Origin of the sequence: Pedobacter sp. BS3 (assembly GCF_008274585.1) — a bacterium.
Taxonomy (GTDB): Bacteria; Bacteroidota; Bacteroidia; order Sphingobacteriales; family Sphingobacteriaceae; genus Hufsiella_A.
Window position 1 is genome coordinate 150269 of record NZ_VTRT01000004.1, and the last position, 13404, is coordinate 163672.

Genomic DNA, 13404 nt, shown 5'->3' on the forward strand with positions numbered 1-13404 from the left:
CCCCAGTTAAAAGAATTAATGACAAATTACGGTCCATTGGGCATTTTATGGTTCGATACGCCTGGTGGCATGTCAAAGGAACAAACACAGGCATTGGTCAATGAGCTTAGACAGTTACAACCTCAATGTTTGTTTAGCAGCCGCGTTGGGCAGGGTTTGGGTGATTATCGTGACTATGGAGATTCGGAAGTGCCTCCAGCTCCGATAAGAGGAGCATGGGAATCTATTTATACACATAATGATTCATGGGGATATATCAAGCACGACATGAATTTCAAAACACCGGCAGAGATCATTCATTTATTGGCTGATGTAGCTTCAAAAGGCGGTAACCTGATGCTGAACATAGGGTCCGGACGGAGAGGGTAATATTCCCGGATATTCGGTCAAATTTCTTCGGGAGACCGGAAAATGGCTGGACAAGAACGGCGAAAGTATTTACGGAACAACTTACGGCCTTATTCCACCCCAGCCTTGGGGGGTAAGTACAACCAAACCCGGAAAGCAGTTCTTACATGTCTGGCGAAGACCGGAAGATGGCCGGTTAATGATTCCCGGAATTAAAAATATCCGGGTAAATAAAGTATATACCCTGGTTGGCGGGCAAATGCTGCAAATACACCGGGAGGACGATAGACTGTTCATCAATATGCCCTTAAACCATGATTTTGCAGACGAGGTGATCGTGATGGAATATCAGGGCACCCTTCCTGATTATTCATTAAGCAATCCTGTAACCGTAAGTGCTCAATATGCGGATAATAGGATTGATGCGGTGTTTGCCAAAACGTCCGGTAATGCCACCATTAAAAGTTTTACCTATAGTCATTACTTTGGCGACTGGAAACATACTACCTGCGTTACCGGATTGAAAGATAGTACAGATGCCGTGAAGTTTAATCTATATATAGACAGCCCGGGAGATTACCAGGTACAACTTGACTATCAGTGCGGTAAAGAGAGCGCTATGCAGCAGGGCTGTGTAATAGTTGATGGTAAAAACTTTTATTTCAGGATATTACAGACCGCGGATTTTGATAAGCATGCCCCCATGCAGTTTATCAGGCAAATGGTAGCCACCATATCAGTTACGGGTGCGGGCAATTACAAAATAGTTATAAAACCCTTGCAAAATGGAAAAGATCTGTTCAATCTGAAAGCGCTTTATATACTTCCCGTACATTAACTTAACGGGTTTGTCTTGGCGCTCAGCTGCTTGTACAATATAGCTTAGTAGTTAGCTAAATGCTATGAATAATCTACTGATTAATCTGTCTTTTTTTACAACACGCAATAACAATAACCAATTTAACCCTTTATGGGGTATTAAAACCTATTTTATGAAACAAATTTACTGTCAACATTTTAAGGAGATGAAAAAAACTATTTGGCGGACCATTTGCATGTCTTTAATCTTTTTAGCTGGATTTATGATGCAGGCGCATCATAGCATGGCGCAATCTATGGTGCTTGATGGTGCCACTGGTTCTGTTACCCAAAATGAGATTGATAAATTTAAGGCTTATATGCAGGCCAAAGTATCTGCGCCAGACTACAATGGAGGAAATATCTGGGTGTATGGAAACTCAGGAAAGGCGCTTGAGGCCTGCGGTTTAATGTATGAAACTACAAATGATATAGACATCCTGAACCGGATGATCTATTATGCAGACGCTGCACTGGCTGGAAGGAACGACCTGGCATCTGCGGTAAACGGCGGACAAAAGGTAACCTGGACAGGCGCTATAGATCCCATCTGGCCGTCCGGCGCTGTTGATGTTAGTCCGGCAGGAGCTGGAGTAGAGCAGGGCGAAGTGCTTTCACACATGCTTTATTGCGCTAAGCTTATTTTACAGAATCCATCCATCTGGAATATAATAGTACCGGATAGCGACCCTAATGGGTTTGGAAGCACCTACAAGCAACGGGCAGTAAAGTATGTAACCGAAGCGGATTATGTGATGGACAATTAGATACTTCCCCGCTTTATTAAAACCAGCGAGAATAACCATTTTTATTTCCCCGGATCTCCCAATACCTATAAGCCTAATGATCCTGCACCCTGGAACCAGCTTTTTATGCTTACCGATGGCTTTATCCGCCTGATACAATGTCACGTATTATTAAACGACAATCCCTCAAGGGTCGCTCAGTTTGATAGTATCGTCCAATCGAATATAGACTGGTTTTTTCAGAATGCATCAGATCAGGTATCACCTGGCGGCTCTGCTATCAAACTATGGTTGTACGCGATAGGCGGAAGCGTGGAAGATGCCAATCATTTTGCGTACGAAGCGCAAGGCTTGTGGATTGCCTATGAAAGCGGAAGATATGGCGTGAAATTTAAAGATATTGTGCCCTTTGCCAATACTTATGTAGATATGATACTGGGCATATACGATAGCAGTACAGGTAAATATGCCGGCAAAGTTGACGGAACAACCGGTTCCGGAAATTCCGGAGGTGATAACTACGTACGTGATGAATACATTTACCTCACGGAGTTCAGGCCCGATCAGTTTACCCGGTTTGCAACCATTAACAGCGGTAAAATAGCATCTTCGCATCAAATAACGGCCCGCCTGTTGTGGGAAAAGAATCGCCGATATCAGGCACAAGCTAACCAGGTGGATTTGCCGGCACAGGCATGCGTAGTAACACCGGGCCATAAAAGTACCCAAGTGGTTTTTGGCGATGTCACACTCCAATGGACCGGTAGTATCAATACCGCATCCTATAACGTGTATGTTGGAACCAGCCCGGATAATTTGCAATACCAGGACGAAGTTACAGGGACAAGCCTGGTTATTCCGTCATTACCTGCCAATACAAAATATTACTGGCGGGTGGATGCCATAAATAACATGGGTGAAGTTACAGGGGAAGTGTATTATTTTACCACGTATGATCCTGATAATATACCTCCTGATCCCACTCCCGATCAGATCAGGGTAACGGGTAATGGCGGTACCATGACGGCTCAGTATGGCTCATCGTCGGTACCAGCGGGGACAGCATTGCCGGTTTTGCATGATCTGGATATTGCGACCAAATTTTTTATAGCTGGTAAAACTGCTCTATGGATACAATATGAATCTACAGTTCCCGCGGCCTTATCTACGTATGTTATCGTATCCGGGAATGACCGCCCTGCACGTGATCCTAAAAGCTGGACTGTGAAAGGATCTAATGACCTGGTTACATGGGTTACCCTTGATGAACGCGAAAATGAATCCTTCAATGCCCGGGGGCAGGCAAATTATTACATCGTCAATGATGAAACAAAATACAAATACTTTAGGCTATATATTACCGAGAACGCCGGTGAGGAGAATACCCAACTGGCAGAATGGAATATTTATCAATCTAAAACCCTGCCGGTAGAGCTGCTCACATTCAATGCTAGAAAGCAGCAAAATGGTGTGCTTTTGAGTTGGCAAACAGCTTCCGAAGCAAATAATGATCAGTTTATACTCTATCGTTCGGGTGATGGTAAACAATTCTCTCCGATAGACACCATTTCTGGCGCAACATATTCCGCTCAAATGCTTAGCTACTCATTTCTGGATAAGGATCCGCTTGCAGGTAATAATTATTACCGTTTAGTACAGTACGACCTGAACGGCAGCGTAACAGATTTAGGAACGCGGGTAATTTCATTCGGTATCAAAGATGCCCGGCTGGTGGTTTATCCCAACCCTTTCAATGGGAGCCGGTTAAAATTCCGATATAAAGCCGTAGATGCACATTTAACAGTCAGGCTTACCGATCTGACCGGTAAAATAGTTTACAGAAAGATCATTCCGGTAAACGATCTGGAAGAGTATGTAATCGATTTTCCTGTGCAACTGGCTGCCGGCTTCTACATTTTAAACCTGCAGGATGAGCATGGTGACTTCGGTGAACAAGCACAGGTAATTGTACAAAGGTAAAATATAAAAGGCCTCTGAAAAACAAAGAAAGGTGCCTCCTACATTTGTCTTCGACAAACATAGGAGGCACCCTCTTCATTAAGGCTTCGTAGCTTCACTATTCGGCGGCAGCCTGTTCATTAACAAAGCCTTCTGCTACTTTGGTTAAAGCCACATCCGTTTCTTTTTCATTATCCAGCGTTTGCTGTAATAAGGAAGCAACTTCGGTATGGCCCATGGTATCGGCAAACGTTTTCAGCGTGCCGTATGTAGCAATTTCATAATGCTCGGCCTTTTGTGCAGCCAGAATAAGCCCGGCGTCGCGTACCATGGTACCTCTTTCGGTATCTTCCATAATGCTTTTGGCTTCTTCAATGAGTCCTTCCATTGCATCGCATTTTTTTGCCACAGCTTTTTCACCCAGCAAAGAAAAAATCTGTTCCAGGGTATCAATATGGGTTTGCGTTTCGCCCGTATGCTTTTCAAATGCTGCGGCCAGCTCTTCGCTGGTAGCCGCTTTCTGCATTTTGGGTAATGCCTTTACCAGGTGCTTTTCTGCCCAGTAGATATCCTTTAGCTCGTCTACAAAAAATTTGTGAAATTCAGAATCCATGTGTTCTGCCGAGGCCTGGCCTCTTTGTTTACTTTTAGTTTCCATATAGTGAGATGTTTTGTGATAATAAAACTCTCTTGGCGGCAATTTGTTCTGTCAAAGAAGTTATTATTCTTACTTTTATAACATGGACGAAACCCAGCCGGCAAACCTTACTACTGAAAATATGCCCTCAATTTCCGGTAACGAGATACATTCCAGGCTTTATGATCATTTGCCGGTGGCCGTTTATACCTGTAATCGTTTAGGATATATTACGTTCTTTAACAAAGCGGCCGAAAGGTTATGGGGCCGGACTCCCGAAATTGGTCGTGATTTGTGGTGCGGCTCCTGGAAAATATACACAACGGAAGGAATACCCATATCGCTGGACAATTGCCCGATGGCTGTAGCACTAAAAAAAGGTATTCCCCTTGAGGGCGAGCAGATCATTATAGAGCGTCCAGACGGTGTGCGGGTTAAGGTCAGGCCGTACCCGGTTCCGGTTTTTGATGATCATGGCGAATTGACCGGAGCGGTAAATACCTTAATTGATGTAACCGAACTGGTGGATAACGAGGGCAAACAGGCGGTGCTGGCAGCTATCGTCAACACGTCTGATGATGCCATTATCAGCAAAACGCTTCAGGGAAACATTATAAGCTGGAACAGGGGGGCAGAGCAAATATTTGGTTATACGGAAGCCGAAGTGTTAGGCAAGCACATTTCCATACTGATTCCTGAGAATCGTTTGCAGGAGGAAGATGTTATTATAGGCCGCATTGCGCAAGGCAAAAAGGTAGATCATTTTGAAACCATACGTCTCACCAAAGCAGGGCGGGAAATTCCGGTATCGCTTTCTGTATCGCCTATTATGGATCGTAGTGGTAAAATTATAGGTGCCTCTAAAATTGCACGCGATATCAGTGTTCAGAAGTCGGCGCAGGAAGCCGCCGAACGCCATATAAAAAACCTGAGGACCATTAATGCGATGGCTAAAATGGTATCGGAAGAGCTCAACCTGAAACAATTGCTGCAAAAAGTTACCGATGCTACCACACAACTTATCGGGGCAGCTTATGGCGTGTTTTTTTATAAAGCTGTCGATACCGCCGGCGAATCGTCTGTATTATATTCTTTATCCGGTGTGCCGGTACCTGCCGTTAAAAAACTCGATCTTCCGGTGAGCATGGAATTTCTTCAGGATATATTTCCGGATGAGACCGTTGTGCGGATAAATGATATCACCAAAATAGTACCAAATGGGCGTAATGCCTCTTATTACGATATGCTTAGCGGGCAGCTGCAGATTGCCAGTTACCTGGCTGTGCCGGTTGCAGACCGGTTAGGTACGATAGTTGGCGGTTTGCTATTTGGTCATCCCGATGCCGGTGTATTTACCAAAGAGCATGAGATGATGGTCACCGCTATTGCCTCGCATGCCGCTATTGGTATTGATAATGCCCGGCTTTACGAAGAAGTGAAAGCGTTAAACGAGAAGAAGAATGAGTTTATAGGCCTGGCCAGTCACGAATTAAAAACACCTTTAACAAGCATCAGCGGTTACCTGCAAATACTGGAGCGCCAGAATACAGATGTGTTGGGTAAAAATTTCATGTCGAAGGCCATGCAGCAGATCAGGAAGCTGACAGCCCTCATATCCGATTTGCTGGACGTGTCTAAAATAGAAGCCGGTAAATTACGTTTATCCAAAGAACGTTTTGATATCAGAAGTTTGCTGGAAGATACCATCGATCTGGTACAATATACTCAAAACAGCCATAAGATTACGCTGGATACAACCGTAGAAAAAACGATACTATATGCCGATGCCCAGCGTATAGAACAGGTTGTGGTTAACCTGTTAACCAATGCCATTAAATATGCCCCGGCGGCAACTCATATCACGGTACTGCTGGAGCGCCAGGATCAGGAGGTCAAGGTAGGCGTTAAAGATGCGGGCCCCGGTATTGCACCCGATCAGTTGAGTTTGATATTCTCCCGTTTTTACCGGGTAGAAAATTCCAATGCTACGGTCTCAGGTCTGGGCATAGGATTGTATCTTTCCCATGAAATTATAGAGCGTCACCAGGGCCGGATCTGGGTAGAAAGTGAGCTGGGTAAAGGCAGTACATTCTGGTTTGCTTTGCCTGCTTAAGTAAGCTGTTACAAGCACAAATGCACGACAAATTTCTATAATAGAAACGCCTTTGTCCTGCCCCCCCCGTATGTACGGGAGAAAGATCTATAGTGTTAACCTATTTAAAATGGCTCTCCTCGTTCTCCATAATAGTATCTGGTATATCTTCAAAAACAAAAGGTGTAAGTGGGGGTTCTTACTTAAAAGTTTTTTAGCAAATGAAATTTGAGTGCAGACAAGGTTGTATGCCTAACCAGCGGGACATTATTTACGACAGGAAAACCAGCCTGCAGATACAGGTATTTAACCAGCGGGATGAGTTGTTTGTTCCAGGGAAAAATGAAGTGCATTTTTATGGCGACAATTTCGGGGATATACTGGCATTTGAAACCATAGGATACCGTAATGAGAGTGAGGCATTGATCAGGGATGCTATTAAATGGTATGCAGCCTATCTGGGGTGCCCCGGGATGATAATTTATGCAGCCAATCCGTTATATTAATAAAGCGGCTACAGGGATTCTGTCTCTACGTCGATACCGGAATATCAATGGGTTCTCTCCGGCAGCTGCACGTCATTTTTCTTTTTCTCCGGCGGGGTAGAGGTAATTTCGCCGAACTCATTCACATAAGCCAGCATGTTTTCAAGACTGCCGTCTTTGGCATTTTTCTTACGTTCTTCCTTACGCTGCTGTTTTTCTTCTTTCTTTTTCTGTTTGTTCTTTTCTAACTGTTTTTTCATGAAGGTAGCTTGCGATTTGGCCATAATAATAATTTTGTGTCATGTTAAATAGCACGCCGGATGCTTCTTTTAGCTGCATCAGGTTGTGCTGTTACCGGTGTATAATAAATAAAAAGCATTTCCCTGAAAAGAGAAATGCTCACGATTAATAAGATATAGTTGATTAAGCTACCTTTACATTTACCGCATTTGGGCCTTTACGGCCTTGTTCTACTTCAAACTTAACCGAATCATTCTCACGAATGTTATCGATCAGGCCTGATGAATGAACAAAGATTTCTTTGTCACCATTTTCAGGTGTAATAAATCCGAAACCTTTGGTTTCATTGAAAAATTTTACTGTTCCTTTTTGCATTATATATTATTTTAATAGTTATAAAGGTAAGTTAAATTACAGACAAACAGCACTATATTTTAATAAATATTTTCAGGGTACCATAAAAGGATACTGATATGACAAGCTGCCGCCTTGCCTGTTATGCTTTTTTTAACCTGATCACACCGGTACAGTGCAGCAATTTCAGCACCGGGTATACCGGATCGAACTCGAACCACCGGTGAGCAAAATTAGCACTGTTAGGATGCCGGTGATGGTTATTCTGAAACAGTTCGCCCAGCATCAGGAACCCCAGGGGACTGGTGTTCTTTGAATGATCGTCATTATTGAAATTTGAATAACCATATTTATGACCGCACCAGTTTACAATAGCTCCGTGCAAAGGCCCCATCAGGAAATGAATAGGCAAGAGCAAAAACATCCACCAGTAACCCGCAAAAGCTATATAAAAGCAGGTGTAGGCTGCTCCAAATATAATTCGCGATGGAATACTTGAGCCTATCCGGTCAATCAAACGCCACTGCGGATAATTCCCCGCAAGTTTTATGGCTGGATTTAATGAGCGCTGCATGTGATCGCGGAATGTAAGTACCGTTGCCCTGGTCATTTGGAAAACATCCCTGAAGAAGTGAGGTGAGTGCGGATCTTTTTCGGTATCGCTAAAAGCATGGTGATCCCGGTGCATGGTTGCATAGGCAAAAGGCTTAAGAAATGAAGAACCCTGGAACAGGTAGGTGAGTAGATAAAAGGTTTTTTCCCAGAAGGTGTTCATGCTGAAAACTTTATGGGAAGCATACCGGTGAAGAAAAAATGTCTGTACAAATAACGACAGAAACCAATGCCCGATGAAGAAAATAAGAATATACATACTAATAAAACGGGAAATAAATGATGAATTACAGAAAATGGGGCTGACTTTTTGGTCAGCCCCATCTTACCGGATGAGCTTTAATATGCAGCGGCAAAATTCCGCCGCTTATGTTTAAAATTCTTTTTAAAAGCCGGTTGAGTTGCATGCTGAGGTTTTGCCGGCGTTCTAAAAGGCAGCAGGTAAGGATGCTCGTTTACTACGGGGATATTCTGAGCCGTTAATTTGTTAATATCCCTGAGATATTCCTGTTCTTCCTGGTCGCAGAATGAGAGCGCTGTTCCATTATTTCCGGCCCTTCCGGTTCGCCCGATACGGTGAACATACGTTTCGGGCAGGTTAGGCAATTCAAAATTAATCACATATTGCAGTTCCTCCACGTCAATGCCCCGGGCCGCAATATCGGTAGCTACCAACACCCTGATGGTGCCATCCTTGAAGTTTTTTAACGCCTTTTGACGGGCATTTTGTGATTTATTCCCGTGAATGGCATCTGCACCGATTGCCGACCGGTTTAAGAGCTTAGCCAGCTTATCGGCCCCGAATTTAGTGCGGGTAAATACCAAAACGCTTTTCATTTCCCTGTTTCCCAGCAAATGGATGAGCAACGCCGCCTTGTCCTTTTTTTCTACCGGGTAAATAGCCTGTTTAATGCTTTCGGCAGTAGACGACACCGGAGTTACCTTAACTTCCACTGGGTTACGGAGTATGGCATTGGCAAGTCCGGCAATTTCATTGGGCATGGTTGCCGAGAAAAATAAGGTTTGCCTGCTGTGCGGGAGCTTGCTAATAACCTTTTTAACATCATGGATAAAGCCCATGTCAAGCATGCGGTCGGCTTCATCCAGTACAAAAAGCTGGATATGCTGCAGGTTTACTACGTTTTGGGATAACAGGTCGAGCAGTCTGCCCGGCGTAGCAACCAGGATATCGGTGCCGGCCTTGAGTGCCGTTATTTGTGAATGTGCCGATACGCCTCCAAAAACAACCTGGTGTTTCAGTCCGGTATGCTTTCCGTACGACGCGAAGCTTTCGCTGATCTGGATGGCCAGTTCGCGGGTAGGGGTTAAAATCAGCGCAGCAATTTTCCGTTGATGCGCCGGTACAGCAGCTTTTGATTCGAGCAGGTGCAATATCGGGAGTGCAAAGGCGGCGGTTTTACCGGTTCCGGTTTGTGCGCAGCCTAACAGATCTTTTTTAGTTAAAATTACCGGGATAGCGGCTTTCTGGATAGGGGTAGGATGTACATATCCTTCGGTCTTGAGTGCCTTCAGTATGGAAGCACTAAGATTTAAATTTTCAAATGACAAATTATTCGTATTAAGTTAAAAATGCTAACTACCGGATGATATGATACATGAGGGAGTTAATTATTGACTTCCTTATGAAAGCCGGTAAAGGGATAGAAGAATCGACTTCTGCTAAACATTTATTGCCAAAGGTAAACTTAAATAGTTGTAATACTGCACAATTGGTGATTTTTATTTTCAATCAGCCCTTTAAGAGTTGAAAGTTTAAAGTGTAGATAATGACGGGATGAACGAGCGGCAGTGCCCGGAATGTCTACGTTGCTCTATACATAACTAATCGATGAAATACAGGGCTTGCCAGGTGCGCTGTGCTTGTCGGCTTGTCTGTAACGTTGATGAGCTTATAAGTTGATGGGGTTATGGCTGTACGCTAGCCTATAACCAAGCTCAACTTATTATTGATACTAATTCTGAATTGGTTTTATTATCCCGAAAACTGAATTAACTGGATTTTTGCATCCTCAAGAATGACTTTAATAGCACTAATTTCTTCTTACCCTCTTGTTTTATAGCCTGGAATATGAAGGGGAGTGATTCTTTCCAGATCTTTAGACATATCGGTGAACCTGCTTGCAGGGACAGTTCGCAATAAAGTGCTTTTTACCTTAAGAAGTTGAGCCTTTGAAGTTGCCGTCCTCTTTCCCATCTTGCTTTCAGTTAGTCTCTGCGAAAATCTTTTCATAGCTCTTTACAATTTTAATATGTTCTTTTTCTCTTTCAACAGGTATAACAAATATAACGCTATTTCTTCTATTACCAAAAACAGTATATCGCTCTTTAAATGATCTTCTTAGTATTTCCTTTGATATCTGATAACGTTTGTTGTTTTCATTATTTGTTTCATATAAAAGATTAGCAGCCACAAATCCCCAGGTATTTATATTAAAACGCTGTCGAACATCTACCATAATGTCCAGTATAGTGCCTCCGATAGAACTAAAAGCATTCTGTTTGGTAAGCGTTCTGTACCTTAAGTCCTGTATGCTATCTGCTGAGTTAATTTTGGGTGTCAGCTTTATTTTAGGATAGTAATCAAGAGTAAGTAATCTATTAGGATATTCTTTTACAGATACAATGTATTTTATGCAGCAACGGCTGTTATGGGAGTAAAATTTATAAATCAATTCTTTTATAAACGACTCGTGGATATTATACTTATTTCTGCGGATTTGTATTAATTGGAAGCCGAGGCTGCTGTCAAACATGCTCTAATCTACATATTTAATTTCATTTATAAACTTATAACCCTATAACCTGCTCAACTTTCTCCTCAGCCTGAATAGTTGAAAATTTAAGGTCAAAAGTTTAAAGTGCAGATAGTGCAAGATGAGTCAGAAGCTATGATTATACTTCATCTATAAACTTATAACCTTATAAACTTCTCAACCTTATCCCCAGCAGCCTCGCAATGATGCGGAGAATGAGTAGCAGTGCGTGTAAAGTTAATGAGGTTATGGTCGGTACATCAACTTATAACCCTATAACCTTCTCAACCTCAACCTTGTCCTTAGCCTTATCCTCAACCGGCCAATAACAAAAAATAGTAGGTAAAACTTACCTAAAGTAGTATGGTTTTTAATCCGTTTTTATATATTTGTTTTATAAACCTCCTCATGCTCTTATATCAAATCCTATAGCGACCATGAACTGTTAGGCTTATTAAAGTCGGGAGACAAGCTTGCGCTGGACGAGATCTACAAGCGTTATCATGGCATTCTCTACAGCCATACCTACCGGCGTTTTCCCGACAGGGAAGAGGCCCGCGACCTGGTGCAGGAGCTGTTTATCTACCTTTGGAATAACCGGGAAAGCCTGCATATTACCACCAGCTTATCATCCTACCTCTATACCTCAGTACGCAACCGTATTCTTAACGCTTACCGCAACCAGAAAGTCCGGGAGGCCTATATTCATTCCCTGCAGGACTTTATAGCTGCCGGCGAGAATATCACCGAAGAAGCGGTACGCCATAAAGAGCTGATCCGGCTGGTAGAGCAGGAAGTTGCCGCTTTGCCGCCTCAAATGCGCCTGATCTTTGAGATGAGCCGCAACCGCGAGATGAGCCATCAGCAGATTGCTGAGGAATTGAATATCAGTCCGCAAACGGTGCGTACGCAGGTGAGAAACGCCTTGCGTATCCTGCGTGTAAAGCTGGGCGTACATATTTTTTTAATTTTTTTCTGATAGCCTATACCCCCTCCGCTTACCTGGCGTGTCATAGTAGTATAAAGCCGATATAAACCTTATGATGCAGGACGCAGAAGAGCTATTGAACAAATACAATTCCGGGCAGGCAACCGAGGCCGAGCGGGCCCTGGTGGAAAGCTGGTACCTGCATTATAAAACAGGCCCTTCTGACCTGACACCCGAACAGCTTCAGCAGGAGCATGAAGCCGGTTTGCGGGCGCTGAATGCCCGGCTGCACCGGCAGCAGACGGCTCGTTTATGGCCTCGTATTGCTGCAGCCGCTACGATCCTGCTGGGCATAGTCTGGGGATGGCAACATTATCGTCCGGTTGATAAACCCGTTGTTGGTCATCCGGTGCAAACCGCTGCAATTAAACCCGGCAGCAATAAAGCGATCCTGACCTTAAGCGATGGCAGTACGATCAGCCTGACCGATGCCGGCAACGGAGAACTGGCAGAACAAGCCGGCACCAAAATTATCAAGCAAGCCGACGGGCAGCTATTTTATAAAACGGATAAGGCGGCTCTCACTCCCTCGGAGAGGGCGGGAGGTGAGGCTTCAATACGCAATATCCTGACGATTCCCCGTGGCGGGCAATACCAGCTCCAACTCCCGGATGGTACTAAAGTTTGGTTGAATTCTGCTTCGTCATTGCGCTATCCGTCTAAGTTTGACAATAGCGAGCGCCGTGTGGAATTAAGCGGTGAGGCTTACTTTGAGGTGGCTAAGAAGGTGGAAGGTAGTAAGGCAGAAGGGAGGAAGGTTCCGTTTATCGTAGTGACAGAAAACCAGGAAGTAGAGGTGCTGGGTACGCATTTTAATATCCATGCTTACCCGGATGAGGAAAAAGCAAGCACAACCCTGCTTGAAGGTAGTGTAAGGGTGCGTGTACGGCATACAGCATATTCCGGTTTGCTCAGGCCCGGGCAGCAGGCGCAGGTAAAACCTTCAGAACCTGTTCAGATCCGGTCTGTCAATACCGATGATGCTATTGCCTGGAAGGAAGGCTACTTCGTTTTCGAGGACGCAGATATCAGGACGATTATGAATAACCTGGCCCGCTGGTATGACGTGGAGGTGGTGTACCAGGGCGTAGTTACCAACCAGACCTTTGGTGGGGCTTTTCCCCGCTCGGCGGCGCTTGGCGATTTGCTGAAATACCTGGAAACGTACGGGAATATCCATTTTGCTATCGAAGGAAGGAGGGTACGGGTAATGCCTTAACTTCTACATTTCTCTTTACCTGAAAGCCGGGAGCGTTGGCCCGCCCCCGGTCAGCCGTCATCTTCAGACGGTGCCAGGTAATTTCTCAGTTG

At 44.2% G+C, this 13404-nt stretch carries 14 protein-coding genes; 8 read left to right on the plus strand and 6 right to left on the minus strand.

Annotation, left to right across the window (positions count from 1 at the left end; genetic code table 11):
- The first annotated feature begins 18 nt into the window (after positions 1-18).
- From FW774_RS20520 to FW774_RS12455, 4 genes are all read left to right on the plus strand, one after another.
- Complete coding sequence (locus FW774_RS20520) at positions 19-369, plus strand: alpha-L-fucosidase (RefSeq protein WP_197739863.1); 351 nt, start codon at positions 19-21, stop codon at positions 367-369.
- 178 nt (positions 370-547) lie between these two features.
- Positions 548-1186 carry a hypothetical protein gene (locus FW774_RS20525; RefSeq protein ID WP_197739857.1) on the plus strand — a complete coding sequence of 213 codons (639 nt, stop codon included), beginning with the start codon at positions 548-550 and terminating at the stop codon, positions 1184-1186.
- A 187-nt stretch (positions 1187-1373) separates the two neighbouring features.
- Positions 1374-1973: a hypothetical protein gene (locus FW774_RS12450; RefSeq protein ID WP_149348530.1), complete on the plus strand. Its 600-nt coding sequence runs from the start codon at positions 1374-1376 to the stop codon at positions 1971-1973.
- A 105-nt stretch (positions 1974-2078) separates the two neighbouring features.
- Positions 2079-3932, plus strand: a complete 1854-nt coding sequence (locus FW774_RS12455; RefSeq protein ID WP_149348531.1) for a T9SS type A sorting domain-containing protein — start codon at positions 2079-2081, stop codon at positions 3930-3932.
- 97 nt (positions 3933-4029) lie between these two features.
- Here FW774_RS12455 and FW774_RS12460 read toward each other — a convergent pair whose 3' ends face one another.
- Positions 4030-4569 carry a ferritin-like domain-containing protein gene (locus FW774_RS12460; RefSeq protein WP_149348532.1) on the minus strand — a complete coding sequence of 180 codons (540 nt, stop codon included), beginning with the start codon at positions 4567-4569 and terminating at the stop codon, positions 4030-4032.
- A gap of 82 nt (positions 4570-4651) precedes the next feature.
- Here FW774_RS12460 and FW774_RS12465 point away from each other — a divergent pair, with 82 nt between their 5' ends.
- Together FW774_RS12465 and FW774_RS12470 are read left to right on the plus strand one after the other, a co-directional pair.
- Entirely contained in the window at positions 4652-6661 is a 2010-nt protein-coding gene (locus FW774_RS12465) for a PAS domain S-box protein (RefSeq protein WP_149348533.1), read from the plus strand.
- A 200-nt stretch (positions 6662-6861) separates the two neighbouring features.
- Positions 6862-7146, plus strand: coding sequence for a hypothetical protein (locus FW774_RS12470; protein ID WP_149348534.1), 285 nt, complete (start codon positions 6862-6864; stop codon positions 7144-7146).
- A 44-nt stretch (positions 7147-7190) separates the two neighbouring features.
- Here FW774_RS12470 and FW774_RS12475 read toward each other — a convergent pair whose 3' ends face one another.
- The 5 genes from FW774_RS12475 to FW774_RS12495 form a co-directional block, all read right to left on the minus strand.
- On the minus strand, positions 7191-7385 hold the full coding sequence (locus tag FW774_RS12475) for a hypothetical protein (RefSeq protein WP_242457814.1): 195 nt from the start codon (positions 7383-7385) through the stop codon (positions 7191-7193).
- A 163-nt stretch (positions 7386-7548) separates the two neighbouring features.
- Positions 7549-7740, minus strand: coding sequence for a cold-shock protein (locus FW774_RS12480; RefSeq protein ID WP_149348536.1), 192 nt, complete (start codon positions 7738-7740; stop codon positions 7549-7551).
- A 121-nt stretch (positions 7741-7861) separates the two neighbouring features.
- On the minus strand, positions 7862-8590 hold the full coding sequence (locus FW774_RS12485) for an acyl-CoA desaturase (protein ID WP_149348537.1): 729 nt from the start codon (positions 8588-8590) through the stop codon (positions 7862-7864).
- Positions 8591-8670: 80 nt separating this feature from the next.
- A complete protein-coding gene (locus tag FW774_RS12490; RefSeq protein ID WP_149348538.1) occupies positions 8671-9900 on the minus strand; it encodes a DEAD/DEAH box helicase in 1230 nt (409 codons plus the stop codon).
- Positions 9901-10553: 653 nt separating this feature from the next.
- Positions 10554-11105: a hypothetical protein gene (locus FW774_RS12495; RefSeq protein WP_149348539.1), complete on the minus strand. Its 552-nt coding sequence runs from the start codon at positions 11103-11105 to the stop codon at positions 10554-10556.
- Between the two features lie 487 nt (positions 11106-11592).
- Here FW774_RS12495 and FW774_RS12500 point away from each other — a divergent pair, with 487 nt between their 5' ends.
- Both FW774_RS12500 and FW774_RS12505 read left to right on the plus strand, forming a co-directional pair.
- Positions 11593-12084 carry an RNA polymerase sigma-70 factor gene (locus FW774_RS12500; RefSeq protein WP_262714441.1) on the plus strand — a complete coding sequence of 164 codons (492 nt, stop codon included), beginning with the start codon at positions 11593-11595 and terminating at the stop codon, positions 12082-12084.
- Between the two features lie 61 nt (positions 12085-12145).
- Positions 12146-13312 (plus strand): FecR family protein, encoded by a 1167-nt coding sequence (locus FW774_RS12505; protein WP_149348541.1) that lies wholly within the window; start codon positions 12146-12148, stop codon positions 13310-13312.
- Positions 13313-13404: the final 92 nt, after the last annotated feature.

What these genes read in the sequence shown, in the direction of transcription:
- FW774_RS20520 (WP_197739863.1), top strand. Translation starts at nt 19, where the DNA reads ATGACAAATTACGGTCCATTGGGCATTTTATGGTTCGATACGCCTGGT.
- FW774_RS20525 (WP_197739857.1), top strand. Translation starts at nt 548, where the DNA reads ATGATTCCCGGAATTAAAAATATCCGGGTAAATAAAGTATATACCCTG.
- FW774_RS12450 (WP_149348530.1), top strand. Translation starts at nt 1,374, where the DNA reads ATGAAAAAAACTATTTGGCGGACCATTTGCATGTCTTTAATCTTTTTA.
- FW774_RS12455 (WP_149348531.1), top strand. Translation starts at nt 2,079, where the DNA reads ATGCTTACCGATGGCTTTATCCGCCTGATACAATGTCACGTATTATTA.
- FW774_RS12460 (WP_149348532.1), bottom strand. Translation starts at nt 4,569, where the DNA reads ATGGAAACTAAAAGTAAACAAAGAGGCCAGGCCTCGGCAGAACACATG.
- FW774_RS12465 (WP_149348533.1), top strand. Translation starts at nt 4,652, where the DNA reads ATGGACGAAACCCAGCCGGCAAACCTTACTACTGAAAATATGCCCTCA.
- FW774_RS12470 (WP_149348534.1), top strand. Translation starts at nt 6,862, where the DNA reads ATGAAATTTGAGTGCAGACAAGGTTGTATGCCTAACCAGCGGGACATT.
- FW774_RS12475 (WP_242457814.1), bottom strand. Translation starts at nt 7,385, where the DNA reads ATGAAAAAACAGTTAGAAAAGAACAAACAGAAAAAGAAAGAAGAAAAA.
- FW774_RS12480 (WP_149348536.1), bottom strand. Translation starts at nt 7,740, where the DNA reads ATGCAAAAAGGAACAGTAAAATTTTTCAATGAAACCAAAGGTTTCGGA.
- FW774_RS12485 (WP_149348537.1), bottom strand. Translation starts at nt 8,590, where the DNA reads ATGTATATTCTTATTTTCTTCATCGGGCATTGGTTTCTGTCGTTATTT.
- FW774_RS12495 (WP_149348539.1), bottom strand. Translation starts at nt 11,105, where the DNA reads ATGTTTGACAGCAGCCTCGGCTTCCAATTAATACAAATCCGCAGAAAT.
- FW774_RS12505 (WP_149348541.1), top strand. Translation starts at nt 12,146, where the DNA reads ATGATGCAGGACGCAGAAGAGCTATTGAACAAATACAATTCCGGGCAG.